18 protein-coding genes are annotated in these 25,845 nt (G+C 62.5%); 7 read left to right on the forward strand and 11 right to left on the reverse strand.

Annotated features, from left to right (window positions below; all coding sequences use genetic code 11):
- The first annotated feature begins 49 nt into the window (after positions 1–49).
- Entirely contained in the window at positions 50–2,731 is a 2,682-nt protein-coding gene (gene alaS / locus AC1DUY_RS14315) for an alanine--tRNA ligase (protein ID WP_478115038.1), read from the forward strand.
- A gap of 258 nt (positions 2,732–2,989) precedes the next feature.
- Positions 2,990–4,681 carry a YbaL family putative K(+) efflux transporter gene (ybaL, locus tag AC1DUY_RS14320; protein WP_478115040.1) on the forward strand — a complete coding sequence of 564 codons (1,692 nt, stop codon included), beginning with the start codon at positions 2,990–2,992 and terminating at the stop codon, positions 4,679–4,681.
- Positions 4,682–4,703: 22 nt separating this feature from the next.
- Here the strand turns inward: ybaL and AC1DUY_RS14325 are convergent, their stop codons facing one another.
- From AC1DUY_RS14325 to AC1DUY_RS14355, 7 genes are all read right to left on the reverse strand, one after another.
- Positions 4,704–5,408: an SDR family oxidoreductase gene (locus AC1DUY_RS14325; RefSeq protein ID WP_478115042.1), complete on the reverse strand. Its 705-nt coding sequence runs from the start codon at positions 5,406–5,408 to the stop codon at positions 4,704–4,706.
- A gap of 140 nt (positions 5,409–5,548) precedes the next feature.
- Entirely contained in the window at positions 5,549–6,076 is a 528-nt protein-coding gene (locus AC1DUY_RS14330) for a DUF3455 domain-containing protein (RefSeq protein ID WP_478115044.1), read from the reverse strand.
- 46 nt (positions 6,077–6,122) lie between these two features.
- The gene (locus AC1DUY_RS14335) at positions 6,123–8,189 is read right to left on the reverse strand and encodes a prolyl oligopeptidase family serine peptidase (RefSeq protein WP_478115046.1); all 2,067 of its coding nucleotides are present in this window, start codon (positions 8,187–8,189) and stop codon (positions 6,123–6,125) included.
- 94 nt (positions 8,190–8,283) lie between these two features.
- Positions 8,284–9,498: an NADP-dependent isocitrate dehydrogenase gene (locus tag AC1DUY_RS14340; protein WP_068735892.1), complete on the reverse strand. Its 1,215-nt coding sequence runs from the start codon at positions 9,496–9,498 to the stop codon at positions 8,284–8,286.
- A 206-nt stretch (positions 9,499–9,704) separates the two neighbouring features.
- A complete protein-coding gene (locus tag AC1DUY_RS14345; protein WP_478115048.1) occupies positions 9,705–11,429 on the reverse strand; it encodes a carbamoyltransferase C-terminal domain-containing protein in 1,725 nt (574 codons plus the stop codon).
- A 248-nt stretch (positions 11,430–11,677) separates the two neighbouring features.
- Positions 11,678–12,487 carry a hypothetical protein gene (locus AC1DUY_RS14350; RefSeq protein WP_478115050.1) on the reverse strand — a complete coding sequence of 270 codons (810 nt, stop codon included), beginning with the start codon at positions 12,485–12,487 and terminating at the stop codon, positions 11,678–11,680.
- Positions 12,488–12,519: 32 nt separating this feature from the next.
- The gene (locus AC1DUY_RS14355; RefSeq protein ID WP_478115052.1) at positions 12,520–13,407 is read right to left on the reverse strand and encodes an alpha/beta hydrolase family protein; all 888 of its coding nucleotides are present in this window, start codon (positions 13,405–13,407) and stop codon (positions 12,520–12,522) included.
- Between the two features lie 287 nt (positions 13,408–13,694).
- Here AC1DUY_RS14355 and AC1DUY_RS14360 point away from each other — a divergent pair, with 287 nt between their 5' ends.
- Together AC1DUY_RS14360 and AC1DUY_RS14365 are read left to right on the forward strand one after the other, a co-directional pair.
- Positions 13,695–14,915: a TrmJ/YjtD family RNA methyltransferase gene (locus AC1DUY_RS14360; protein WP_478115284.1), complete on the forward strand. Its 1,221-nt coding sequence runs from the start codon at positions 13,695–13,697 to the stop codon at positions 14,913–14,915.
- A gap of 201 nt (positions 14,916–15,116) precedes the next feature.
- Positions 15,117–15,932 carry an isocitrate lyase/PEP mutase family protein gene (locus tag AC1DUY_RS14365; RefSeq protein ID WP_478115054.1) on the forward strand — a complete coding sequence of 272 codons (816 nt, stop codon included), beginning with the start codon at positions 15,117–15,119 and terminating at the stop codon, positions 15,930–15,932.
- Positions 15,933–16,021: 89 nt separating this feature from the next.
- On the opposite strand, the gene AC1DUY_RS14370 is transcribed toward AC1DUY_RS14365, so the two are convergent.
- From AC1DUY_RS14370 to AC1DUY_RS14385, 4 genes are all read right to left on the reverse strand, one after another.
- A complete protein-coding gene (locus AC1DUY_RS14370) occupies positions 16,022–18,106 on the reverse strand; it encodes an N-6 DNA methylase (RefSeq protein ID WP_478115286.1) in 2,085 nt (694 codons plus the stop codon).
- Entirely contained in the window at positions 18,099–18,986 is an 888-nt protein-coding gene (locus AC1DUY_RS14375) for a hypothetical protein (protein WP_478115056.1), read from the reverse strand. The genes AC1DUY_RS14370 and AC1DUY_RS14375 overlap by 8 nt, the downstream gene beginning before the upstream one ends.
- A gap of 260 nt (positions 18,987–19,246) precedes the next feature.
- On the reverse strand, positions 19,247–19,948 hold the full coding sequence (locus AC1DUY_RS14380; protein ID WP_478115058.1) for a hypothetical protein: 702 nt from the start codon (positions 19,946–19,948) through the stop codon (positions 19,247–19,249).
- Positions 19,949–20,238: 290 nt separating this feature from the next.
- Positions 20,239–22,143, reverse strand: coding sequence for a sigma 54-interacting transcriptional regulator (locus tag AC1DUY_RS14385; protein ID WP_478115060.1), 1,905 nt, complete (start codon positions 22,141–22,143; stop codon positions 20,239–20,241).
- A gap of 166 nt (positions 22,144–22,309) precedes the next feature.
- Between AC1DUY_RS14385 and AC1DUY_RS14390 the strand changes: the two genes are divergently transcribed.
- From AC1DUY_RS14390 to AC1DUY_RS14400, 3 genes are all read left to right on the forward strand, one after another.
- Positions 22,310–23,695 carry a CmpA/NrtA family ABC transporter substrate-binding protein gene (locus tag AC1DUY_RS14390; protein ID WP_175367928.1) on the forward strand — a complete coding sequence of 462 codons (1,386 nt, stop codon included), beginning with the start codon at positions 22,310–22,312 and terminating at the stop codon, positions 23,693–23,695.
- Between the two features lie 187 nt (positions 23,696–23,882).
- On the forward strand, positions 23,883–24,722 hold the full coding sequence (gene ntrB, locus AC1DUY_RS14395; protein WP_093756500.1) for a nitrate ABC transporter permease: 840 nt from the start codon (positions 23,883–23,885) through the stop codon (positions 24,720–24,722).
- 225 nt (positions 24,723–24,947) lie between these two features.
- Positions 24,948–25,838: an ABC transporter ATP-binding protein gene (locus AC1DUY_RS14400; RefSeq protein WP_478115063.1), complete on the forward strand. Its 891-nt coding sequence runs from the start codon at positions 24,948–24,950 to the stop codon at positions 25,836–25,838.
- The last annotated feature ends 7 nt before the right edge of the window (positions 25,839–25,845 follow it).

The following is a 25,845-nucleotide window of genomic DNA, read 5'->3' on the forward strand; positions in this document are numbered from 1 at the left end:
TAGGCGCCAAGTCTTGAACGTAACAAGTCTTGGGCGCAATGGGACTGATATGAGCGGCGTTAACGAGATCAGGTCGGCATTTCTGAATTACTTCGCGGCGAATGGTCACGACATCGTGTCGTCGTCGCCGCTGGTGCCGCGCAACGACCCCACGCTGATGTTCACCAATGCCGGCATGGTGCAGTTCAAGAACGTCTTTACCGGCGTCGAGAAGCGGCCCTATCAGCGCGCGACGACGTCGCAGAAATGCGTCCGCGCCGGCGGCAAGCATAACGACCTCGACAATGTCGGCTATACCGCGCGCCATCACACGTTCTTCGAGATGCTCGGCAACTTCTCGTTTGGCGATTATTTCAAGGAACGCGCGATCGAGCTGGCCTGGAACCTGATCACCAAGGAGTACGGCCTCGCCAAGGACCGCCTGCTGGTCACCGTCTATTCCGAGGACGATGAAGCCTTCGCGCTGTGGAAGAAGATCGGCCTGCCGGATTCCAAGATCATCCGCATCCCGACCTCGGACAATTTCTGGCAGATGGGTGATACCGGCCCGTGCGGTCCGTGTTCGGAAATCTTCTTCGACCATGGCGACAAGATTCCCGGTGGTCCTCCCGGCTCGCCAGATGAAGACGGCGACCGTTTCATCGAGATCTGGAATCTCGTTTTCATGCAGTTCGACCAGCTGGCGCCGGGCAACCGCATCTCGCTGCCGAAGCCGTCAATCGACACCGGCATGGGCCTCGAGCGCATCGCTGCGGTGCTGCAGGGCAAGCACGACAATTACGACATCGATCTGTTCGTCGCGCTGATCCGTGCCATCGCCGATCTCACCGGCGCCGATCCACAGGGGCCGATGAAGGCCTCGCTGCGCGTCATCGCCGACCATCTACGCGCCTCGTCGTTCCTGATTGCCGATGGCGTGCTGCCGTCGAATGAAGGCCGCGGCTATGTGCTGCGCCGGATCATGCGCCGCGCCATGCGTCACGGCCAGTTGCTCGGCGCCAAGGAGCCGCTGATGTGGCGCCTGGTGTGGGCGCTGGTGCGCGAGATGGGCCAGGCTTATCCTGAGTTGGTGCGCGCCGAGAGCCTGATCGAGGAAACGCTGCGGCTCGAAGAGACGCGCTTCCGCAAGACGCTGGACCGCGGCCTCGGCATTCTCGACGACAAGAGCGCGTCGCTGAAGAAGGGCGACATGTTCGACGGCGAGACTGCGTTCACGCTGTACGACACCTACGGTTTCCCGCTCGATCTGACCCAGGATGCGCTGCGCAACCGCGGCATCTCGGTCGATATCGCGTCCTTCACCGATGCGATGGAGAAGCAGAAACAGAAGGCCCGCGCGTCGCGCTTTTCCTCCGGCGAGACCGCGACTGAGGCCATCTGGTTCGAGTTGCGTGAAAAACTCGGTGCGACGGAATTTCTCGGCTACGAGACCGAGTCTGCGGAAGGTGCGGTTACGGCACTGGTGAAGGATGGCAAGGAAGTTGACAGCCTCAAGGCAGGTGACACCGGCGCCATCGTTCTCAACCAGACGCCGTTCTATGCAGAGTCCGGTGGCCAGGTCGGCGACACTGGTGTGATTACCGGCGAGGGCGTGACCTTCCGTGTCACAGAAACCCAGAAGCGCGCAGGCGATCTGTTCGTGCATGTCGGCACGCTCGAGCAGGGCACGCTGAAAGTCGGCGCTGCGCTGGCGCTCGACGTCGATCACACCCGTCGCTCGTCGATTCGCGCCAATCACTCGGCGACGCATCTGCTGCATGAAGCGCTGCGTCAGGTGCTCGGCGATCACATCGCGCAGCGCGGCTCGCTCGTGGCGCCGGACCGGCTGCGTTTCGATTTCGTGCATCAGAAGCCGATCACGGCCGACGAGCTCCGCCGGGTCGAAGACATCGCCAACAATGTCGTGCTGGAAAACGACGCAGTCACCACGCGCCTGATGGCGGTGGACGATGCGCGCGAGGCGGGCGCACGCGCACTGTTCGGTGAGAAATACGGCGACGAAGTTCGCGTTGTCTCCATGGGCAAGATGCCGCGCGATAGCGGCAGCAATGCGCTCGGCTGGTCGGTCGAACTTTGCGGCGGCACCCATGTGCGGCGCACTGGCGACATCGGCATGATCTCGGTCACCGGCGAAAGCGCAGTGTCTTCCGGCGTGCGCCGCATCGAGGCGCTGACCGGTAATCATGCGCGTCATCACGCCAACGAGACGATGCAGCTCGCCAAGACCGCTGCGAACGAGCTCCGCACGACGCTCGACGACATGCCAGCGCGCATCGCTGCGCTGATGGACGAGCGCAAGAAGCTGGAGCGTGAGCTCTCCGAGGCGAAGAAGACCATCGCCATGGGCGGCGGTGCTGCCGCTGGCGCATCGGCTGCGGCCGGCGCAGGCGCGGACGTCAAGACGGTCGGCGACGTCAAGCTTATGGCCAAGAGTGTGTCGGGCATCGAGATGAAGGATCTCAAGAGCCTCGCCGATGCCGGCAAGAAGCAGCTCGGCTCCGGCGTGGTCGCGATCATCAATGTCGGTGAAGACGGCAAGGCCGGCGTCGTGGTCGGTGTGACCGAGGATCTGACCAAGCGTTTCAGCGCTGTCGATCTGGTGAAGCTCGCCTCTGAAGCCTTGGGCGGCAAAGGCGGCGGTGGGCGGGCGGACATGGCGCAGGCCGGCGGTCCGGACGGCGCCAAGGCCGATGTGGCGCTGAAGGCGATCGAAGCGGCGATCGGCAACTAATCTCGTCATTCCGGTGTCGCGAACGCCGCCAGGCGGGCGCGAACCCGGAATCCCGTAGTGTTTTACTATGTCGAGATTCCCCGCCATTCCAACTGGAATGGCTGAGGTTCACGCTCTCAGCTTCGCTGAGATCGCGCCCCGGAATGGCAGTGTGGGTCACACAACCCCATCTCGCGATGACGTGACCGCTCGCGCCTGCGACCATGAGTAGCCCTCGTTAAGGGTGGCATCCCACGCGCCCATGCGGCAAAAAGCGGCATGGAGCATAACACCCCGCTGATTTCCACCGTCGTCGTCGGCCTCGTACTGGCATTCATCCTTGGCCTGATCGCACAGCGCATTCGCGTGTCGCCGCTGGTCGGCTATCTGCTCGCCGGCGTCTTCATGGGCCCATTTACGCCCGGCTATGTGGCGGACCAGAATATCGCCAATGAACTCGCGGAGATCGGCATTATCCTGCTGATGTTTGGCGTCGGCCTGCATTTCTCGCTGAAGGATCTGCTCTCGGTCAAGAATATCGCGATCCCCGGCGCCATCGTGCAAATCGCCGTGGCGACGCTGCTCGGCATCGGCCTTGGCGAGGCACTCGGCTGGTCGTTCGGTGGTGGCCTTGTGTTTGGCCTTGCGCTCTCCGTCGCATCGACGGTCGTGCTGCTCCGCGCGTTGCAGGAACGACGGCTGGTGGACAGCGAGCGCGGCCGCATCGCCATCGGCTGGCTGATCGTCGAGGACCTCGCGATGGTGCTGACGCTGGTGCTGCTTCCGGCGATCGCTGGCCTGCTTAAAGGCGAGGGCAATGGTGCCAGCATGTCGTCGCTGGCTATGCCGGTGCTGATCACGCTCGGTAAGGTCGCGGGCTTCGTCATCTTCATGCTGGTGGTAGGCCGCCGCGTCATCCCGATGTTGCTGCACTATGTGGCGCATACCGGGTCGCGCGAGTTGTTTCGTCTTGCGGTGTTCGCCATCTCGCTCGGCGTCGCCTTCGGCGCAGCCCTCGTCTTTGACGTGTCGTTCGCGCTCGGTGCGTTCTTTGCGGGCATGATCCTCAGCGAGTCCGAACTCAGCCAGCGCGCTGCCAATGAGACGCTGCCGCTACGCGACGCGTTTGCGGTGCTGTTCTTTGTCTCGGTCGGCATGCTGGTCGATCCGGCGATCATCCTGCGCGAACCGCTGCCGCTGCTCGCCACCGTCTTCATCATCCTGTTCGGCAAATCGGCGGCTGCCTTCGGCATCGTCCGGCTGTTCGGCTATCCGACCTCGACGGCGCTGACGATCTCCGCCTCGCTGGCGCAGATCGGCGAGTTCTCCTTCATTCTCGTCAGCCTCGGCGTGGGCCTCGGTCTGCTGCCGGATCGCGGTCGCGATCTCGTGCTCGCAGGCGCGATTATCTCGATCATGCTCAATCCGCTGTTCTTCGCGTTGCTCGATCGTTTGTTGGCTGACAAGGACGCGAAAGCAGCGGCAGCGAGCGAAGCCGCTGCTGCGGACAGCAAGGAGAAGGCGGTCCCGCGCGTCCCGTTGCCGGAGACCCAGCTCAAGGACCACGTCGTGCTGGTCGGCCATGGTCGTGTCGGCAGCGTGGTCAGCAGGGCGCTGCGCCTGAACAACACGCCGCTGCTGGTGATCGAGGACACGCCGGGTGTCGTCGAGCGCCTGCAGAGCCTCGGTGTCGAAGTGATCACCGGCAATGCCGCGGCGCCGGACATGTTGCAGGCTGCAAATGTGATGGGCGCCAGGGGATTGCTCGTCGCCATCCCGGACGCCTTCGAAGGCGGTCAGATCGTCGCCAAGGCCCGTGCGCTCAACCCTACGCTTCCAATCATCGCCCGCGCCCATTCCGAAGAAGAGATCGCGCATCTCAAGCATCACGGCGCCAATGTCGTGATCATGGGCGAGCAGGAAATCGCCAAGGCGATGCTGCTGCAGATCGGCGCGACGGCGGCCGTTTAGTCGCGCCGTTGCGATCAGGTCATCACACCGACCGCGTCATGCCGCCATCGACGCGAATGTTCTGGCCGGTGATATAGCCAGCGCCATCCGATGCGAGGAATGCGACCGTGGCTGCGATCTCGTCGCTCTTGCCATAGCGTTGCATCGGGACGCTCTGGCGCCGCTCTTCGGTAGCGGGCAGGCTGTCGATCCAGCCGGGCAGCACATTGTTCATCCGTACATTGTCGGCGGCAAAACTATCCGCGAACAATTTTGTGTAAGAGGCGAGACCGGCGCGGAACACGGCGGAAGTCGGAAACATCGCTGAGGGCTCGAATGCCCATGCGGTGGAGATGTTGATGATCGCGCCGGACTTCTGCTTCTGCATGATCGGCGTCACCAGTCGCGTTGGCCGGATCACGTTCATCAGGTAGACATCCATGCCGGTGTGCCACTGCTCGTCGGTGATATCGAGCAGCGGCGCACGCGGGCCGTGACCGGCGCTGTTTACCAGCGTGTCGATCCGGCCCCATTTCTCCAGCGTGTCGTCGACCAGTCGCTTCAAATCGTCGCTCGACTGGTTGGAGCCGGTGACGCCAATGCCGCCGAGTTCTTGCGCCAACGCTTCACCTTTCCCCGATGAAGACAGGATCGCGACCTTGAAGCCGTCGGCAGCAAGGCGGCGCGCAGATGCGGCGCCCATGCCGCTTCCACCGGCCGTGATGATGGCGACTTTGCTAGATGACATGAGGCGGTCTCCCTGAATGTTTTTCTGGTCTTCTCTGCTCTAGCGGCAAATCGTTCGGCGTAGAAACGCAAACCTCGCGCCTGGCTCTGTGCCTGCTCGGTATTCTCTACCGCGCCGGAGTGTCCGCCGGCGAAATGTCCTTAGCCTTTGCGCAGGAACACGTAGTCGGCCGAATAGGGCTCGCTCTGTAAAGTGCCGGCGCCGCTGCAGGTGCCGCCGAGCGTGCCGCCAACGGTGTTGATGCGCTGTACCGTGGTCACGCCGCTCAACATGCCGCTGCCGCGATGCGAGGCGGCTTCGAGGCGAAGCCACGGAATGTCCTTGGCAGCGGTGCCTGGTGCGTTGCCGGTCACCTTACCGACCACCGCGCTGCCATCGCTGTATTCCCAGTTCGGTCCGACATAGTGCCGCCCCACGGTCTTACCATCGGCCATCAGCGTGGCGATCGGCTCGCGGAACGTCCATGTCAGCTTTCCTGAAGCGTCGACCTTGCACTCATAGACCTGCGCGCCTTCAGCATGCAGCTTGGCGATCTGCGTCTCGCCGGGGGCTGCAATCGCATCCGGCACCTGCGCCAAAGCAGAGAATGCGCCCGCGACACTGAGCAAGAGCGTGACAATCGTGGTCAGGATCGGGCGTTTGAAAACATGTGGCGTATTGCAGGTCATGTGAACCCTCTCTTGCTCTGGTTGGTAGTTGCTCTGTCGTTTCGTCTTACGCAGCTCCAATCGTCCGCCGTAGAAACGCAAATCCCAGAGCCTGGCTCTGTGCTTGCTTGGTATTGTCCACGGCGCCGGAGTGTCCGCCCGCCACTGTCTCGTTGAACCAGACGGGATAGCCGAGCTCTTCGAGCTTCGCCGCCATCTTGCGGGCGTGGCCGGGATGGACGCGGTCGTCGGTGCGGTTGGTAGTGATGAAGATCGGCGGATAGGTCTTGCCGGGCGCGATCAGGTGATAGGGCGAGTATTTCTGCAGATAGACCCACTCGTCGGGAATTTCCGGATCACCATATTCGGCGATCCAGCTCGCGCCGGCGAGCAGCTTGGTATAGCGCGCCATATCGAGCAGCGGCACGCTGCACCAGATGGCGCCGAACAGTTCCGGATAGCGCGTCAGCATGTTGCCGACGAGCAGGCCGCCATTGCTGCCGCCGTGGCAGGCGAGTTTCTGCGCCGTCGTGATACCAGACGCTGCGAGATCTCGCGCTACAGTCGCGAAGTCATCATGGGCCACATGCTTGGTGATCTTGCGCGAAGCCAGATGCCACGCCGGGCCGAACTCACCACCACCGCGGATATTGGCGATGGCGTAGAGATGACCTTCTTCGAGCCACAACTTGCCGGCGATGCCCATATAGGCGGGTGTCAGCGATATCTCGAAGCCGCCATAGCCATAGAGAATCGTCGGCCGGGGCGGGGCGTCGGCAGAAAGATTCTTGCCGATCAGGAAGTAGGGAATCCTGGTGCCGTCCGCAGCTACCGCATGGCGTTGTTGCACCTCGATGCCCTCGGGATCGAAATTGCGCGGCGAGCTCTTCAGCGGCTCTGGCGCGCCGTGGCCGTTCCACAGCGCCGTCGTGGTCGGCCTGTCGAAGCCGGTGACGGTGAGCAGCATGTCGGTGCCGAGATTAGGATCGTCTTCGCCGCCGAAATTCTGCGCCGAGATCGTGGCGTTATCGGGCAATCCCGGAAGTGCCGTTTCGTGCCAGCCAGCTTCGCTCCGCTGCAGCAGAGCGAGGCGACCGCGGACGTTGTCGAGGATTTCCAGCACGATGCCGTGCCGGGTCTCCGACCATGATTGTAGCGCGCGGGTCGGTGTCGGCATGAAGACGATCTCGAAATCGCGTGCGCCAGACAGGAAGCGATCGAGGTCGATGACGGCGAGTGCGCCGGTCGGGATCGTCTGGTCGCCGACGGTCCAGTCCTGTTTCGGGCTGACCAGAAGATCATTGGCTTCGGCCGAGACCGAGATCTCCTCCGGCAGTTCGAGGCGCAGGCGCTTCCCGGCATGCGGGCCATGCTTGCGCTCGACTGATATATGCGAGCGCGTGAAATCCAGCGCGCGCCAGTACATCACGCCTTCATGGCTCGGTCGGCGGTTGACGCCGAACCAGGCGGCCACGTCCTGCTTCTCGACCTCGAAGACGGTTTCAGCCGCAGCCAACGGTGTGCCGCGCATCCATTTGCGTACGCTGCGGGTATAGCCGGCCTCGGTGCTGTCCTCGGGCGTCTGCGCGCTGCCGAGCAGCAGCGTGTCCTGATCGACCCAGCTCACCTGCGTCTTGGCTTTCGGGATGATGAAGCCGTCGGCAACGAAGCTCTTGCTGGGAATATCGAACTCACGCACTTCGATGGCGTCAGTGCCGTTGAACGACAGGCTGATCAACGCGCGCGTCTTGTCCGGGGAACGCGCAGCACCTGCGAAGGCCCAGGAGATGCCTTCCGCTTTGTTTAGCGCATCGATGTCGAGCAGCACGTCCCATTCAGGCGTATCGGTCTTGTAGCTCTCCAGCGTCGTGCGGCGCCAAAGCCCGCGCGGATGAGCGGCGTCTTTCCAGAAATTATAGAGATAGTCGCCAGACTTGCCGACGAAGGGAATGCGATCGTCGGCGTCGAGGATCTTCATGACCGCGTCGAAGTCGCGCTTGTAGCTATCGTTGCAGAGAAAGCCATCGGTCCGCGCATTCTGTGCCTCGACCCATGCCACGGCTTTCTCGCCCTCGATTTCTTCGAGCCAGACATATGGATCATTGCTGCCGTCGGCGGGATTTGGCGCAGTCATGGGTCACCTCGAAAACGGAACGTCTAAAAAAGAAAGTCCGGGGTGCCTGAGGCAACCCGGACTTTCGGATGGTGCAGTCAGGAGAGGGCGGAAATCAGGCCGCCAGTTCCTTGGTCAGGTTTTCCGCGACCTTGTCGAGGAAGCCCGTGGTCGAGAGCCAGCGCTGATCGGCGCCGACCAGCAGCGCCAGATCCTTGGTCATGTAGCCGGCCTCGACGGTGTCGACGCAGACCTTTTCGAGGGTCTTGGCGAACTTCGCCAGTTCGGCATTGTTGTCGAGCTTGGCGCGGTGGGCGAGGCCTTGGGTCCAGGCGAAGATCGACGCGATCGAGTTGGTCGAGGTTTCCTTGCCCTTCTGGTGCTCGCGGTAGTGACGGGTCACGGTGCCGTGGGCAGCTTCGGCTTCTACCACCGAACCATCCGGCGTCAGCAGTACCGAGGTCATCAGGCCGAGCGAACCGTAGCCCTGGGCCACGGTGTCGGACTGCACGTCCCCGTCGTAGTTCTTACAGGCCCAGACGTAACCGCCCGACCACTTCATCGCCGCGGCGACCATGTCATCGATCAGGCGATGCTCATAGGTGATCTTCGCGGCTTCGAACTTGGTCTTGAATTCGGCGTCGAAGATTTCCTGGAAGATGTCCTTGAAGCGACCGTCATAGACCTTGAGGATGGTGTTCTTGGTCGACAGATAGACCGGAACGCCGCGCGACAGGCCGTAGTTCAGCGATGCGCGGGCGAAGTCACGGATCGAGTCGTCGAGGTTGTACATGGCCAGTGCGACGCCGGCGCCGGGGGACTGGAACACTTCGCGCTCGATCACGGCGCCGTCTTCGCCGACGAACTTCATGGTCAGCGTGCCCTTGCCGGGGAACTTGAAGTCGGTGGCGCGGTACTGATCGCCGAAAGCGTGGCGGCCGATGATGATCGGCTTGGTCCAGCCGGGCACCAGGCGCGGCACGTTGCTGCAGATGATCGGTTCGCGGAAGATCACGCCGCCGAGGATGTTGCGGATGGTGCCGTTCGGCGACTTCCACATCTGCTTGAGGCCGAATTCCTTCACGCGCGCTTCATCGGGAGTGATGGTGGCGCACTTTACGCCGACGCCGTATTTCTTGATCGCATGGGCCGCGTCGATGGTGACCTGATCGTCGGTCTTGTCGCGGTATTCCATCCCGAGGTCGAAATACATCAGGTTGACGTCAAGGAAGGGGTTGATCAGCTTGTCCTTGATGTACTGCCAGATGATTCGGGTCATCTCGTCGCCGTCGAGTTCGACGACGGGGTTGGCTACCTTGATTTTTGCCATGGTGGTTCGGGCCTTTAGCGCGTTGCGGGAGGGATGATTTGTAGGGGGGCTATAGCACCGCGCAGGACCCGGCGAAAGCCGGGGCGTCATGCAGTTCCGGCGCAATTTTCAGCCCAAAACGCAGGCTGTTTTTGCTCAAAATGCAGCCTGCGCCGCGGTGCCCGCCACCACGTACCAGCTCGCCGGCGGGCTGCCGTGCCGCGCCGTTACGCCGCGTCGCGCCGGTACAGGCCGCCTGTGGTCACCAGGAAATCGATCCGCCCGTCGAGCAGCGCCCGCAGCGCTTCGTCCGGGCTGTTGACGATGGGCTCCTCGTGGACGTTGAAGCTGGTGTTGACCAGCACCGGCAATCCGCTGGCCTCTGCAAACCCCTCGACAATGTCATAATAGAGCGGATTGTCCGGACGCGCGATCACCTGCGGCCGCGCGGATCCATCGACATGAACCACGGCGGGGATGCGGTCCCGCCATTCCGGCCTCACGTCGCAGGCTATGGTCATGTAGCGGCAGGCGCGCGCATTGACGGGATTGACGTCGAACACGTCCGCGGCACGCTCAGTGGTGATGACGGGGGCGAACGGCATGAATTCGGAACGGCTCAGCCGTTCGTTCAAGAGGTCGTGGGTGCCGCGCCGCGCCGGATTGGCGAGGATGGTCCGGGCGCCCAATGCGCGGGGGCCGTATTCCATCCGGCCATTGTAGATCGCGCCGATCTCGCCCGCCACCAACCGCTTCACCGCGCCATCGATCGGTGCCTCGTCGACACGGTGAATCCCCGGCGTGGCTGCGATGCCGTCGTCCAGCCCGGCCTGAAAATCGCGGCCGAGATAGACAGTCCCGAGATCGCGGCGGCGGCCCAGCCATGGTGCCAGGCCGTCGCGCTGCATCAGGTAGGACAGCGCCCCGCCGATCGGCAGGCCGTCGTCGCCCATCGCCGGGAAAATGAACAGTTCATCGATCGGCAATTGCTCCGCGAGCAGGCGGTTGAGCTTGACGTTGGCGAACACGCCGCCGGACAGGCCGAGATGTCGCGCCGGATGCCGCTGCAAAAGGCGCTGCAGCGACAGCAGCATGGTGTCTTCCAGCACCTTCTGGATCGACGCCGCAAAATCCTCCCGGCCGGCCTGTTTCGCCAGCCGGCGCATCAACGCGTTCATCTGGTGATAGCTGCGAAAGCTGGACTGGATACGTCCGTCCGGGGCCACCGAAAAATACCCGGCGATCGTATCGGCCGCTGTCGGTTTGCCCATGGCCGCGAGCCCGGTCAGCTTGCCCTCGTGCCGGTTGGGGCGAAATCCGAGCGACTTGGTCGCCGCGCTGTAGGCGCGGCCGAGGCTGTCGACCGGATTTGGCAGGAACAGACAAGCGTCGTCGCCATAGAGCGTCGTCAGGCGGCGGTCGGCGAAGTGCCGGTAGCTGTAATTGACATTGTCGCCGCCGCCATCGGCCGTCACCAGCAGGGCATCCGGCCACGGGCTGTAGAACAAAGTGGGAAGCGCATGCGCTTCGTGGTGGTTGTAAAAATGGACCGCGGCGTCGTCGCGGAAACCGCCGTCGCGCCGCCACGCCGCGGCATCGAAGACGTCCTCTGCCCGCGGCGCGCGGTAGCGATGCTGCTCGGCGCCGAGCAGCAGGCGGTCCTTGCCGACCCGGCTGCGATACTGCTCGCGCAGCCAGCGGAGGCCACCGAGGCGGGGGAAGTAGGCCTTGGGAAACATCGCGCGGCTAGTGGCGACGACGTCGACATCGCGCCGGGTGGCGCCGGCGATCGACAGCACTTCGTCGATGGCCGCATCGGGGTGAGTGCTGCCATCGCTCTTGCGCCGGGTCAGTCGCTCCAGCGCGATGGCAGCCTTCAGATCGTAATCTTCGAAAATGGCGACGGCGGCGTCATGGACGCCGGAGTGAACGCTGAGGATAAGCTGGGGCATGAAGGCTGCAAGGTCGTTCCCGGGGGTGGCACATTACCCACCCCCTGCCACGACCGGCAAATCACGAGCGCTTGGCCGGGAACTCGCCTTCATCCGGATTGTCAGGGCAGGCAGGCCGCGAACACGGCAAGGCATCGTCGCCGCATGAGAGCGGCACGGTCCGCGGCCTCGCACGCCTGCCCCGGCGAAAGCCGGGGCGTTATGCGGTTTCAGCCCAATTTTGAACCCAAAACGCAGGTTGTTCGTGCTTAAAATGCAGCCTGCGTCGCTGTGCCCGCCACCACGTACCAGGTCACCAGCAAGCTGCAGATCAGGGCGCCCGGCAGGCTCGATCCGGTGCGCCGCCAGGTGAAGGTGGCAATCACGGCCACAATCGCCATCAGCGGCACGAACTGGATCGCCACGATGGTGTTCAGCGGGACCGAGGTGATCACCGCGGGTGCCGGGTCGATCAACTGGCCGTTCAGGAACAGGGCGCCGTACTGGATGCCCAGCAAGAGAGCGAAGCCAAAGGCCAGCGCGGTCATGTTGGTGAGGTAGACGGCGGACCGGCTGGCGCTGAGCGTCGAGAAATTCCGGTGCATCACGTGCAGGGCGATGACGAAGAACAGGGTGATCGGGGCGAGGTAGATCAGGGCCATCAGCGCCTGCTTGCCGTTGAGCAGCTTCAGCGCCACGATCCAGAAGCGGAAGTCGACGGTGAAGATCAGGTCGGCCAGCCACAGCGCCAGGTAGCCTGACGCGACGGTGGCGAGCGCGATGGCGATCGACAGGCCGATGATCCCGCGGCGGCTGGCGCGTTTTGGCGCGAACGGCATCAGCACCAGCGCGATGGCGGCGTTGATCAGGGCCCAGACCGCGATCTGGTTGGTGATCCCCTGCGGCAGCCAGGGCGATGCCTTGACCCAATTCCCGGCCAGCGTGAAGGCCGGATAATAGGTCAAAGCCGGGATCAGAACCGAGAGGACCAGAGCGCCGAGCCAGCGGCTGCGGTCGACTGGGGTCTGCAAAGGCTTCGAGCCATCCGCCGGCTCCGGCAGGATCAGCCGGGCAAACATGCGGGCCTCCAGCAACCCGTCGAAGATGCCGATCAGGAAGGCGACGAAACCGAGCAGCGCGATGCCGTGCCGATCTCCTTGCGGAACCAGATCTGGTCGGATGCCGGCAGTGGGGTGCCGCCGGTCAGGGTCTTGCCGAACCAGTCGAGGGCATAGCCGATCGCCTCATGGGAGATGTGCTCGGCGGGATGGGTGATGGCCGGGGTGTAGAGCACCCGGGCGGTGCCCCCTTGGAGGTCGCCGTAGACCTTGCCGGGCTCGACCGCCGACGAGGTGCCGAACAGCGCCCACAGCTTCGGGCTGCTGACGGTGTCGCGGGCCTTCGGCACGCCCCACATCAGGGTCGAGAATTCCTCGTATTGGGCGAACACCAGCGCGAGGTTGCGCGGCCAGGTGGAGGTGCCGTCGGCGGCGAACGGTTTGCCGGTGGAAGAGCCTTCGAGGACCATGGCCTTGTAATCGTTGGGCATGGCGGTGGCCGCCGACAGGATGGTCCAGCCGCCCATCGAGTGACCCTCGAGACCGATGTTATTCTTGTCGACATTGGCGAGACCGCGCAGATGCGCCAGTCCGTCGGGACCGCCGAAGCCATTCGAGAACGCGGGGCCGTCGCTATAGCCGTGGCCGGTCTGGTCCAGCGCCAGCACCACATAGCCGCGGCGTGCGAATTCGATGGCGAAGCCGTCCTGGGTCTCGCGGGAATTGATGTAGCCATGGACCGCGAGGATGCCCGGCGCCGGGGTCTGCGGCGTGGCGTTTGGCGGGGTGTAGAGCAGGGCGCTCATGGTGTTGCCCTTGGCACCCTTGAAGCGAATGTCCTCGATCTTGATGCCGCCCGAGGTTTGCGTCAGATGGGCGAGCAGGCTGCCTGCAACCATCATTGCGGCGCCAACTATCGCCAATGTCCATCTTGCGCGCATTGCATTCCTCCCATAATCCCGCGCCAGTGATACTGGTGACCGGGTTCGTTTGCAGTTTCGTTTGAACGTTACTGCTACCGGTAACCGAAACCAGACCCAAAGCAAACGGAGCGCGCGACCACGCGGGCCGGTTTTAGGGGAAATCTACCAAATCCCGGCAAGCCGCTCATCCGGCTGGCAAAAACCGTCCAGCTTCATGTGACTTGCAGCGCCCGGATGAGGTGTTGAATCAAAACCTTCACGGGTTGATTCAAGACCTTCAGAGATTGAATCAGAAAGTGAAGTGCATGTCCGGTTCAGGCACCGACTCTACCAAGGCGCATACCGACCTGGTCGGCCCCGTCGTCATCCTCGTCGAACCGCAACTCGGCGAGAACATCGGCATGTGCGCGCGGGCCATGGGCAATTTCGGCCTGACCCGGCTGCGCATCGTCAATCCGCGCGATGGCTGGCCGAACGTCCATGCCCGCCGCGCCGCCTCCGGCGCCGACCACATTCTCGACAAGGTCGAGCTGTTCGACACCGTCGAGCAGGCAGTGGCCGACTGTACGCTGCTGTTCGCCACCACCGCCCGGGCGCACGATCAGGCCAAGCCGGTGGTCGCCCCCGAAGCCGCCGCCGCCGAGACCATCGCCCATGTCGCCGGAGGTGCCACCGCCGGCATCCTGTTCGGCCGGGAGCGCTACGGGCTCCAGAACGAGGAGGTCGCGCTGGCCAACCGGATCATCACCTTCCCGGTCAACCCGGCCTTCGCCTCGCTCAACCTCGCCCAGGCGGTTCTTCTCTGCGGTTATGAATGGTTCAAGCAAGCGACTTCCAACGCGCTGCCCTATGCCATGCCGGAGCGGTCCGAACCGGCGTCGCAGCACCAGATGACGGCGTTCTTCGACAATCTCGTCGGCGAGCTCGACAAGGTCGAGTTCCTGCGCCCGCCGGAAAAGCGCGACACCATGCTGGTCAACCTGCGCAACATCTTCACCCGGATGGAGCCGACCAAGCAGGACATGCACACGCTGCACGGGGTGGTCATGGCCATCGCCGAGGGCCGCAAGGGCCCGGCCAAGGGCGGCGTCCTCGACGGCGAACAGGCGACCCGTTTGCGGGCGCTTTTGGCGGAACACGGGCAGGGCGCGCAGGCGCATGAGAGCGGCACGGTCCGCGGCCTGGCGCGTATGCTCCGCCGCAACCCGACCGATGCCGAGCGGCTCTTGTGGGACCAGCTCCGCGCCGACCGCCGCTTCGCCGGCCAGTTCAAGCGCCAGACCCCGGTCGGCCGCCACATCCCGGATTTCGTCTCCTTCCCGGAGCGGATCGCCATCGAGCTGGTCAATGCCGGCGAGACCGAGGTGATTGTCAGCGACCGCGCCGCCCGGCAGACCTGGCTGCAGGAGCGCGGCTACCGCGTGATCGCGATGCGGGCGGACGATGTTATCAGCGACATTGCGGCGGAGCTGGACCGGCTGGAGGCGTTGCTGGCGAGCGGGATGCCGGGGCAGGGCGATAATTAGAACTGTCATTCCGGGGCGCTCGCTACTTGGCGAGCGAACCCGGAATCTCTGAGTGGCTTGGCTCCCCGGAGACTCCCATGCCGGGATTCCGGGTTCGCGCCAAGAGGCGCGCCCCGGAATGACAGCGTGAAGCGACGCGAGTCCCACGCTACAATGTAAGGACCAGCCGCGATCAACGCGGCACTAAGACCGGGAGGCTCCATGACCATCTCCACCGCCGAGAAGCGCGCCAACTTCCGCAAGCTCCACGAGTCCGGCTGCTTCGTGCTGCCCAATCCCTGGGATGTCGGCAGCGCCCGCTATCTCGCGCATCTCGGCTTCAAGGCGCTGGCCTCGACGTCAGCCGGCTATGCCTGGTCCACCGGCCGTCCCGACAACAAGGTCACCGCCGACGATGTCATCGAACATCTCGCGCTGCTCTCCGCCGCCACCGACCTGCCGGTCAACGCCGACTTCGAGGCCGGCTTCGCCGATGACCCCGCAGGCGTTGCCGTCAATGTCGCCCGCGCGGTGAAGAGCGGCATCAGTGGCCTCTCCATCGAGAACTCCACCGGAAAGTCCGACAAGCCGCTCTATGACGACGCGCTCGCCGTGGAGCGCATCAAGGCCGCCCGCGCCGCCATCGACAGCGTCGATCCCACGGTGATGCTGGTCGCGCGCTGCGAAGGTTTTCTGCATGGCGAGCGCGACCTCAAGAAGACCACGGCACGGCTCATAGCCTTTGCGGAGGCCGGCGCCGATTGCCTCTATGCGCCGGGCGTCGCCTCGGACGAGGAGATCACCACGCTGGTGAAGGCGCTCAATGGCAAGCCGCTCAACGTCCTCACCGTGCAGCTGACCATGACCGTGGCGCATCTCGCCAGCCTCGGCGTCCGCCGCATCAGCGTCGGCGGTGCGCTGGCGCGCGTGGCGTGGGCCGGGTTCATGGGCGCGGCGCAGGAGATTGCGGGGCAGGGGACGTTCACGGCCTTTGCGCAGGGCGCGAAGGGCGGCGAGCTGAATAAGCTGTTTGGCTAGGAAGTCTGGCCCGCATGAGCGAAGCGCTATGCGGGACGATTGTAGGTATCGAAACGCTTAAGCGATGTACCTTTAATTTAGTGCAGGTCTCATTCGGCGGCTTCTGAGTCCTCAGATTGTTCTTCATCTTCGGCCTTTACTAAGCCAAAGGGGAGATCAGCAATTTTTGCGGCGTCAACCTCGGCCTTTTGAATTGATTGCACCATCTGCTGATGATGCTTGTGCGCCGACCTAAGTGCGTCGCCAACCATCTTTTGCAACTTAGCATTCGGCGGCTGAGGAAGCGGAAGAGCCATGAGCACCTCAGGGCTTTCGACGCGCGTTCGGTTTGATGTTCCTGTGATTGTGCCTTCGACTATTCGTCTCATCGCGCCTGTTCGTAGCAAAGAGACGAGCCAGTGCGGGTCATTCCCGTTTTTCGCAGCGAGTATGAAGTACTCTTTGGATACGATCATCCCGTCGCAGTCTTGTCCTACGACGCCAACAGCGCCGTGTACTAAGTCGATGCCTGAGACCAAAATATCTCCGGTCTTAACTTGCTGCAGGTTGTCGGTGGAATACTGAGTTGTTGTCTCGCCTTTGAATCTGACTCTGCCCTCATTTCGAGCGACCGACGCAAAAGCATAAATGTCTTGCTCAGGAGGAATTCGGCCTTCTGAAATCAGATCGGCGACATCGCTAAGCGGGACAGGAGTTGGGATCTTCGAGACAAGATCCTGCATGCACCAGAATGCCTCGTCGAGACGCTGGCTCTGTTGATTCACATCTAGATATCGGAGTGCAACTTGTCCAACGCCTAATGAGGCGGCGGCTAGTTTCAGCTGAGCTTTACCTACCTCCGTCTTCGTCGGTACTGGCTGGCCAGATTTTGCGCAATGCGCAAAAGCCGTCGTTCGCCAAAGATCGAAAGCTTGGCAGATCGCAATCAAATCGTTTGGCTTCTTCAGATCGTTTCCTGAGGCGCCCGTTTGATCCGCCCGAGCAAAGAAAATGGGCTCACGCTGAAGGACTGATGGGTCGTCCTTCCTAATCAGGATCATTATCGAAGTCTTAGCAGTTGTTTTTGCTAAGTCTTCGAACGCGTCGCGAGGAAGAGACACTATTGCCTTCAGGAAATACTGCTGACGAATAAAAGCACGAGCAGTGGCGTATTCTCTGGTGTTGAGAACTGCTTCGTCAATAATCAATCCAAGGACCCCGCCTCGCCATTCAACGGGCAGTGATGCATCGCGTACTCTCTTCAGGCAGCGGCCGATGGCACTCAAGAAGAGTGCGCCGCCTTTGGCCGTATTTCCTGCTGGCTTATATGTTATGTTCCCCGCGCCGATCGACTTGTTCGCTTCTTTTCGCTTCGAGTCCCACTGCTCGACGTACTTTCGTGCGTGTGCTTCCGCTGAGACGTCGCCAGAAATTTTAGCGATTGCTGCTTTGTCGCGCCATTCGTCTGCTTTTTTGGCTGCTCGTTTTTCTGCCTCTTCTTCCAGTGCAATGTGCGGTACTACATCCAGATTGGAACTCGACCACTCTGACGCTCTGCGCGCGACATCCGCCGCATCACCGCTAGTTCCGGCGATCATCGCCTGAAATTTGCCGACGCCTTCGGCTACCGCGACGAAGTTAATGTCACCAAGCGGGGGATTGGTCACAACTACGTCCAAGGCCTCAGCTAGTGGCTTCTTTCGTTGAGGTGCGAACGCCGGTGCTGTTGCGAGGGTTAATCCATTTGCTTGCCGAATGTTGGATTTGCCATCGCCATGAATATACATATTCATCTTTGCGATAACTGCTATCCACGGGTCTATGTCGCAGCCAAGGATCAGCTTTTGTTTGATTTGGCGAGTAACTTCTTCCTGGGATTTCCCGGTAACATTTCCTGCCTGCTCGCACATATCAGCCATCGCGCGGATCAAGAAACGCCCTGTTCCGCAAGCAGGATCGGCAACCAAGTCCGTCGGCTTTAGACTTGCCAATTGACAAGTGGCCGCCACGATGGTTTCCGGAGTGAAAAATTGGCCGATTCTGTTGTCTTTTTCGGCGCGGCGCGCGAGTGCTTCAAACACTGCTCCGATCGCGTCGATGGCGGCATCCGCGAATGAGTAGTTCTCGAAAATTGGAATGACTTGCTTAAGTACAAAGTCGTCAGAAAGGTCAATTTTTTCGTATTGGCTAGGTATGCCCGGCCTCGATCACGTGAGAATCTTCGAGAATTTCTTGTGAGAGCAAATGGTGGACGGTTCTGTCGCGATACTCGGCGTTGTTCTTAGCTGCATTAGATAAGCTGTCGCGATAAGCAAGAAACCCCTCTTTTGTAGCGCGGGTCTTCTTGCCTCGTTTGTCTTCATAGAGGGCCATGAAGAATAGATATATTAAGAACTTGTGGCCCCTCGGTCCAGTGATGCCGTTCTCACGCAGACGGTTTTCGAGTTTCTGAATATCTTTCTTCAGGCGTTCCTGCTGCGATGCCAATCGCTCAATGGCTTCAGTGCTCAGCTCTTTCTTTTTCTCCACCCATTCAGGGAAGATGCTCTGCCGAAAAATCTCGGCTGAACTTAGATCGTCGATGCACTCCCTAAAACGATTAAAGAGCTCTGACAGAGCTTTCGCTGGAGCTTCTTCGGCTGGCAGCCCTTTCCAGCGGGTCAAGAACGATTCCAAATCGTCTAACTTGATGAAGATAATTCGCCCGGGAATCTTGAGTGACTTACGTCTATCATTTTCGTTCCGCACAAGGCGTGCCATTCGAGCGGAAGTAGAACGGCCGGAATAGAGCAGATCTACTTCGCTACCCCGATTCTCAAGCCAGCTATCGAGATGAGCTATTAGGGATTGAAGCTCAGACGCATCAACACGCTGAGCGACTTCAACCATGATCGTACGGCGGGCCGTTTTGGGCCCATATTCCACGGATAGGTCGCACGGTGCGCTAGCGGGCGCCGGAGAGGCGGGGGTCCCGTAGTGTGTAACGCTGCATCCTCGCTTTTCGAGAGCCGCCTTAAAGTCTGCCGTGACCGTCTGCTCGAGTTCGGTTCTCGGATCTAGGGTGCGATAGGCCACTTTTCGACGCTCCATTCCGAATCAAGTGAGCTGACTTCTAGAGGGAGGCAGCATTCAGAGGCAAGCATAATGAGGGTCTATGTGCCCAATGGTTGGGTGAGCTCCGATCGCGATCTTTTACAAGCGAGCACTTAGAAATGGTTGGTTCCAATGATTTTGCTGCGATGTTGAACAGCAATGCCAATCAAGACGCAGCATCCCGTCATGCTACGTGCCCCGAATGAACACGCTTCGGCCAAAACCGCTTAATCTCTTATCCCCTACACTCTCCGCCGCGGTCCCCTCGGCCGTAGTGCCGGGTGGTCGCGCTCCGGTGGCGTATGGGCGTCTTCCAGCAGGGCCATGGCTTCATCGGGGATGCGGTCGATAGTGACGCCGCCGCGGCGCATCTCCTTCAGCGCATTGCGGATCGCGGTGTCGCGGTCGATCCAGTCCTGCCCGGTGCGCGCCGGCGCATCGGGGCGGCGGCGCGGGCGGCGGTTGCCCATGGCTTCCAGCCGCGCCATCTTCACCACCTGCATGGCCTGGATCAGCCGGTCGAGATCGACCGTGGGGCTGTTCCACAGCTCAGTGACACAGCGCTCGGCCAGCGCCTGCAGCTTCTCTCTCAGCACGCGCAGCTTCAGCCGGCGGCCGGCGCGGGCGCCTCGCAACGTATCGCTGGCCACAGGCGCAAACGGGTGACGCTGCCAGCCGCCCTCGCGGGCCCAGCGCCCGACAGTGCCGTGGGTTGCGCCAGTCCTCGCCGCGATCTGCTTGTAGGTCAGCGTCGTCTCCTCGATCAGGCGGCGCGCCGCGGCCACCGTGGCATTGGTGTGCAGCTTCTTGCAGCCCTTCGGGCGGCCGCCCGGAACCGGCGGCGGTCCGGGATCGGCATCGACCCGAACGCGCGCCACCGCGTCCGCGGAGGAGTCGATGACGCGGATGTTGGAGGGAAACAGAGGATAGGCAGGATAGCGCATGCTGACTCCCTTTAGAGCGCGGTCAATCGGGATTGGAATATATGCCTATTACAGGAGAGCGCAAGCGGGCGCTGCAGCGGTATTGCTGCGGCCGCTGCCGTCACGGCTGCGGCGGCGAGCTGAGCGCGCTGTTTTCGCAAAACTAGACTCGTCATTCCGGGGCGTGGACGGCGTCAGCCGGACGCGAACCCGGAATCTCTGGGTGTTTTGCAATCGGAGTTTCAACTATCTCGGGATTCCGGGTTCGCGCGGCTTTGCCTCGCGCCCCGGAATGACGCGTGTGTGGCGGCTTACGCGCCCATCCGTCCGCGCGCACCTTCGATCCCCAACGCCTTCATCCGCGACGCCAGCGTCGTCGGCCTGACGTCCAGCAGCTCCGCCGCGCCGCCGGGACCGAACACCTTGCCGGATGTCGCCTGCAGTGCCGCGAGGATGTTGCTGCGCTCGTGATCGCGCAGTTCGGCTGATGTCATCACCGCCGGCCGGGCGTCGGACTTCACGCGATGCGCGCCTGTAGCGTGATGCGGGCCGGGCGCATCGGGCAGGTCGATCCGCAAGCGGCCGTTCTGCGCCAGGATCACCGCGCGCTCGATGACGTTCTGCAGCTCGCGCACATTGCCCGGCCAGTCGTAACGCGATAGCCGCCGTGCATCGCCCTCGGACAGGCGCAGATCCGATTTCAGTTTCTCGCTGAGCAGGAAGTGCTGCGCCAGCAGGGGGATGTCCTCGCGGCGGTCGCGCAGCGGCACCGACTCCACGGGAAACACGTTGAGCCGGAAATACAGGTCCTCGCGAAACCGGCCGCGCGCCACTTCCTGTTTCAGGTTGCGGTTGGTGGCGGCGATGACGCGGACATCGACGGAGCGGGTGCGCTCCTCGCCGACGCGCTCGAAATTGCCTTCCTGCAGCACGCGCAGCAACTTGCCCTGCAGCTCCAGCGGGATTTCCCCGACCTCGTCGAGAAACAGCGTGCCGCCATCGGCCAGCTCAAAACGGCCGATGCGGTCGCGCACCGCGCCGGTGAAGGCGCCGCGCACATGGCCGAAGAATTCGCTTTCGAACAATTCACGCGGAATGGCCGCGCAATTGACGCGGATCAGCGGCCGGTCGCGGCGACCTGACGCTTCATGGATCGCGCGTGCGATCAATTCCTTGCCGGTGCCGGACTCGCCGGTGATCATCACCGCGGCGGTGGTCGGCGCCACCAGCTTGACCTGCCGCAGCGTTTTCTGAATCGCCTCGCTCTGGCCGATGATGCCGCGCGGATTGGTCTCGATACGGATTTCCTCTTGCAGGTAAGCGTTTTCGAGTTCGAGACGCTCGCGCAGCCGATCGACTTCGGCCAGCGCGGCATGCAGCTTTTCATCGGCCTCGCGGCGCTGGCTGACGTCGCGAAACACGATGACGGCGCCGACCACCATGTGGCGGTCGCGGATTGGGGTCGACGTGTATTCGACCCAGACCGGCGAGCCGTCCTTGCGCCAGAACACCTCGTTGTCGACATTGTGCACGGCGCCGTCGCGAAACGCCGCATAGATCGGGCAGTCGTGATCCGGATAGTGGCTGCCATCGTGATGGCTGTGATGCACGATGGGGTGGATTTCCTTGCCGACGAGTTCATCGGCGGTCCAGCCCAGCATGCGCTCGGCGGCTGGATTGACGAAGGTGGTCTTGCCATCGGCATTGACGCCGTAAATGCCTTCGCCCGCGGCGCGCAGGATCAACTGGTTCTCGCGTTCGATGTCCTGAAACACGCGCTCGACCCGCTGCCAGGCGGCAATGCCGCCGCGCATGTGATCCTCGGCGGCGGCGTCCACATGACGGCGGCGACGCTGTTCGAGATCGCTCATGGTGAGCAGCAGCAAGGCGCGCTCGCCTTGCGGCACCAGCGATCCCGCATATTCGAGCTGCAACGCTTCGCCGGTGGCGTGGCGCGGCGTCAGCGTGTTGGTCCAGTAGGAGCCCTTGGCCAGCACCGCCTGGGTGAACACGATCAGCGCCGGCAACTGGCCCGCATGCAGCGCGCTGATCTTGATCTGGCGCAGCAGCGCGCGGTCATAGCCGAGCAGGGTGCAGGCGGCCGGATTGGCATCGATGATCTGGTCGGCATGGGGATCGAGCAGCAGCGTCGGCTCGACCGAATAATCGAAGGCGATGGTGCGCAAATCGGGTGGCTGGGCCGTTGCCAAATCCATCGGCGAAACTCCGAAAAATCGTAATCATGCTACGAATTTTCGTGTAGCACGAATTCTCGTAATCGCCAATGTTGGGCCGAAATGCCTGCGGCGATTGGACATTCCGGCCAACGCTGCGCTGGCACACTCCTTGCGTAAATGACCGGAGCGTCACCGAGGAGGTCACATGTCCACATTCGACAATCCGTTCGATCCCGCCCGTCGTTTGCGCGCCGGCGCCTGCAGCTGCGGCCAGCACGCCAGCCAGTCCGAGCATGAGGCAGGGCTGCAGCTTCGCTGCGACATTCCCGAGACCGAGGACAAACGCTACGAGGGCGTCGTCGCGTCGGCGGTGATGCGCGCGGTGTTTCCGAAAGAGGTCGCGCGCCGCGCCTTCCTGAAGTCGGTCGGTGCGTCCAGCGCGCTGGCGGCGCTGTCGCAGTTCTTCCCGATCAAGACGGCGACCGAAGTGTTCGCGCAGGGCGCGGGCAAGCTCGAGAAGACCGATCTCAAGGTCGGCTTCATCCCGATCACTTGCGCCACGCCGATCATCATGGCCGATCCGCTCGGCTTCTATAAGAAGCAGGGGCTCAATGTGGAAGTGGTGAAGACCGCCGGCTGGGCCGTCATTCGCGACAAGACCATCAACAAGGAATACGACGCCGCGCATATGCTGGCGCCGATGCCGATCGCGATCTCGCTGGGCCTCGGCTCGCAGCCGATCCCCTATACCGTGCCGGCGATCGAGAACATCAACGGCCAGGGCATCACGCTGGCCATGAAGCACAAGGACAAGCGCGATCCGAAGGACTGGAAAGGCTTCAAGCTCGCCATCCCGTTCGACTATTCCATGCACAACTATCTGCTGCGCTACTATCTCGCCGAACACGGCATCGATCCCGATACCGACGTGCAGCTGCGCTCGGTGCCGCCGCCGGAAATGGTCGCGAACCTGCGCGCCGACAATATCGACGGCTTCCTGGCGCCGGACAATATCTGCCAGCGCGCGATCTATGACGGCGTGGGCTTCATGCATATCCTGTCCAAGGAAATCTGGGACGGGCATCCGTGCTGTTCGTTCGCGGCGAGCAAGGAGTTCATCACGACGTCGCCGAATTCCTTCGCCGCGCTGACGCGCGCCATCGTCGATGCGACGGCCTATGCGTCGAAGGCGGAGAACCGCAAGTCGATCGCTGAAGCCATCGCGCCGGCCGCCTATCTTAACGCGCCGCCGGTGGTGCTGGAGCAGGTGCTGACCGGCACCTATGCCGACGGTCTCGGCGGCATCAAGACCGATGCGAAGCGCGTCGATTTCGATCCGTTCCCGTGGCAGTCCTTTGCGGTGTGGATGATGACCCAGATGCAGCGCTGGGGCCAGATCAAGGGCGACGTCGACTACAAGGGCGTCGCCGAGCAGATCTACCTCGCCACCGACACCGCCAAGGTGATGAAGGAGATGGGCCTGACGCCACCGACGACGAGCTACAAGTCGTTCGCGGTGATGGGCAAGACCTTCGATCCGGAAAAGCCGAAGGAGTATCTGGCGAGCTTTAAGATCAGGAAGGCGACGTGATGACAAGCGTCGCGAGCGCCGCTTCCTTACCTCGCCCCGCTTGCGGGGAGAGGTCGACTGTAACGCGCGGAGCGCGTGGAAGTCGGGTGAGGGGGCCTCTCCTCACGTTCGAAGCTTGTGGAAACTCCCCCTCATCCGGCACGGACTTCGTCCGCGCCACCTTCTCCCCGCAAGCGGGGAGAAGGCAGTGATCCAATCCCTTCGCTTCCGCGCTGCCGTCGTGTCCATCGCGATCTTCCTCGCCTTCATCGGCGTGTGGCACCTCGCCACGCGGCAGACAGCAACGGTCGGCACCATGTCGCCGGAATACGCCAAGCTGATGGGGCTCACGGCGACCTCAGGCAAATCAGCAATGCCCGGGCCGCTCGATGTCGGTGCCAAACTCTGGGAGCACCTGAAGCGGCCGTTCTATGACAACGGGCCGAACGACAAGGGGCTCGGCATCCAGCTGGCTTACTCGATCGGCCGCGTCGGGCTCGGCTATCTCATCGCTGTCATCGTCGCCATCCCGCTCGGCTTCCTGATCGGCATGTCGCCGCTGATGAACAAGGCGCTCGACCCCTTCATCCAGGTGCTGAAGCCGATCTCGCCGCTCGCCTGGATGCCGCTGGCGCTCTACACCATCAAGGATTCCAGCCTGTCGGCGATCTTCGTGATCTTCATCTGCTCGGTATGGCCGATGCTGCTCAACACCGCCTTCGGCGTCGCCGCCGTGCGCAAGGAGTGGATCAATGTCGCGCGCACGCTGGAAGTCGGCACCTTCCGCCGCGCCTTCACCGTCATTCTTCCTGCGGCCGCACCAACGATCCTCACCGGCATGCGTATTTCCATCGGCATCGCGTGGCTGGTGATCGTCGCCGCTGAAATGTTGGTCGGCGGGACGGGGATTGGTTACTTCGTCTGGAACGAATGGAATAATTTATCGATCACAAATGTGATTATCGCGATCCTGCTGATCGGGATCGTCGGCATGTTGCTCGATCAGATATTAGCGCGCTTCACCCGCATGGTCACGTTTCCGGAGTGATGCGATGCGATTTGTAATCTTGATGAATGCCGCTCCTTCCTTATCTCGCCCCGCACAGCGAAGCGAAGCTTCGCCAGGCGGGGAGAGGTCGACTGTAACGCGCGCAGCGCGTGGAAGTCGGGTGAGGGGGACTCTCGGCAGCACGACGTCGCAGCGGCTCCCCCTCATCCCGACCTTCTCCCCGCAAGCGGGGAGAAGGAGCCGCGCGTCGCTGAAAGTATCGTCATGACCTCGACCAAATTCATCTCCATCGAAGGTATCGCCAAGCGCTATCCGGCGGCGTCCGGCGGCAGCACCACGATCTTCGAGGATCTCTGGCTGTCGATGCCACCTGGCGAGTTCGGCTGCATCATCGGTCATTCCGGCTGCGGCAAGACCACGGTGCTGAACATCCTTGCCGGGCTGGATGAACCCTCCGAGGGCACCGTGATCGTCGACGGCCAGGCGATCTCAGGCACCAGCCTCGACCGCGCGGTGATCTTCCAGAGCCACGCGCTGCTGCCGTGGCTGACGGTCATGGGCAACATTGCGTACGCGGTGTCGTCGAAATGGCGCAAGTGGGACAAGGCCAAGGTCCGCGCGCATGCGCAGACCTATATCGACAAGGTCGGCCTCACGGGCTCCGAGCACAAGCGGCCGTCGGAACTGTCCGGCGGCATGAAGCAGCGCGTCGGCATCGCGCGCGCGCTGTCGATCACGCCAAAGATCATGCTGATGGACGAGCCGTTTTCGGCGCTCGACGCGCTGACACGGGGGACGCTGCAGGACGAGGTGCGGCGTGTGACGCTGGAGACCGGCCAGACCACCTTCATGATCACCCATGACGTCGACGAGGCGATGTATCTCGCCGACAAGATCTTTCTCATGACCAACGGCCCCGGCGCCGTGCTGGCGGAGATCGTCGAGAACCCGCTGCCGCGGGATCGCTCGCGCATCGATCTGCACAAGCACCCGCATTATTACGCGCTGCGCAACCACATCATCGATTTCCTGGTGACGCGCAGCAAGACCTTCACCGCCACCACGCCGCACCACGACCCGCGCCATGTGCCGGTGGTGCGGCCCGCATTCCCCGAGGCGCCAACGATGCCGTCTCTTCACAGCGCGACGCGCTAGCCGCGTC

The organism is Tardiphaga sp. P4_G1 (assembly GCF_056401215.1).

Coding starts and splice junctions, on each gene's coding strand:
- alaS (WP_478115038.1), top strand. CDS start 50: ATGAGCGGCGTTAACGAGATCAGGTCGGCATTTCTGAATTACTTCGCG.
- ybaL (WP_478115040.1), top strand. CDS start 2,990: ATGGAGCATAACACCCCGCTGATTTCCACCGTCGTCGTCGGCCTCGTA.
- AC1DUY_RS14325 (WP_478115042.1), bottom strand. CDS start 5,408: ATGTCATCTAGCAAAGTCGCCATCATCACGGCCGGTGGAAGCGGCATG.
- AC1DUY_RS14330 (WP_478115044.1), bottom strand. CDS start 6,076: ATGACCTGCAATACGCCACATGTTTTCAAACGCCCGATCCTGACCACG.
- AC1DUY_RS14335 (WP_478115046.1), bottom strand. CDS start 8,189: ATGACTGCGCCAAATCCCGCCGACGGCAGCAATGATCCATATGTCTGG.
- AC1DUY_RS14340 (WP_068735892.1), bottom strand. CDS start 9,498: ATGGCAAAAATCAAGGTAGCCAACCCCGTCGTCGAACTCGACGGCGAC.
- AC1DUY_RS14345 (WP_478115048.1), bottom strand. CDS start 11,429: ATGCCCCAGCTTATCCTCAGCGTTCACTCCGGCGTCCATGACGCCGCC.
- AC1DUY_RS14350 (WP_478115050.1), bottom strand. CDS start 12,487: ATGTTTGCCCGGCTGATCCTGCCGGAGCCGGCGGATGGCTCGAAGCCT.
- AC1DUY_RS14355 (WP_478115052.1), bottom strand. CDS start 13,407: ATGCGCGCAAGATGGACATTGGCGATAGTTGGCGCCGCAATGATGGTT.
- AC1DUY_RS14360 (WP_478115284.1), top strand. CDS start 13,695: ATGTCCGGTTCAGGCACCGACTCTACCAAGGCGCATACCGACCTGGTC.
- AC1DUY_RS14365 (WP_478115054.1), top strand. CDS start 15,117: ATGACCATCTCCACCGCCGAGAAGCGCGCCAACTTCCGCAAGCTCCAC.
- AC1DUY_RS14380 (WP_478115058.1), bottom strand. CDS start 19,948: ATGCGCTATCCTGCCTATCCTCTGTTTCCCTCCAACATCCGCGTCATC.
- AC1DUY_RS14385 (WP_478115060.1), bottom strand. CDS start 22,143: ATGGATTTGGCAACGGCCCAGCCACCCGATTTGCGCACCATCGCCTTC.
- AC1DUY_RS14390 (WP_175367928.1), top strand. CDS start 22,310: ATGTCCACATTCGACAATCCGTTCGATCCCGCCCGTCGTTTGCGCGCC.
- AC1DUY_RS14400 (WP_478115063.1), top strand. CDS start 24,948: ATGACCTCGACCAAATTCATCTCCATCGAAGGTATCGCCAAGCGCTAT.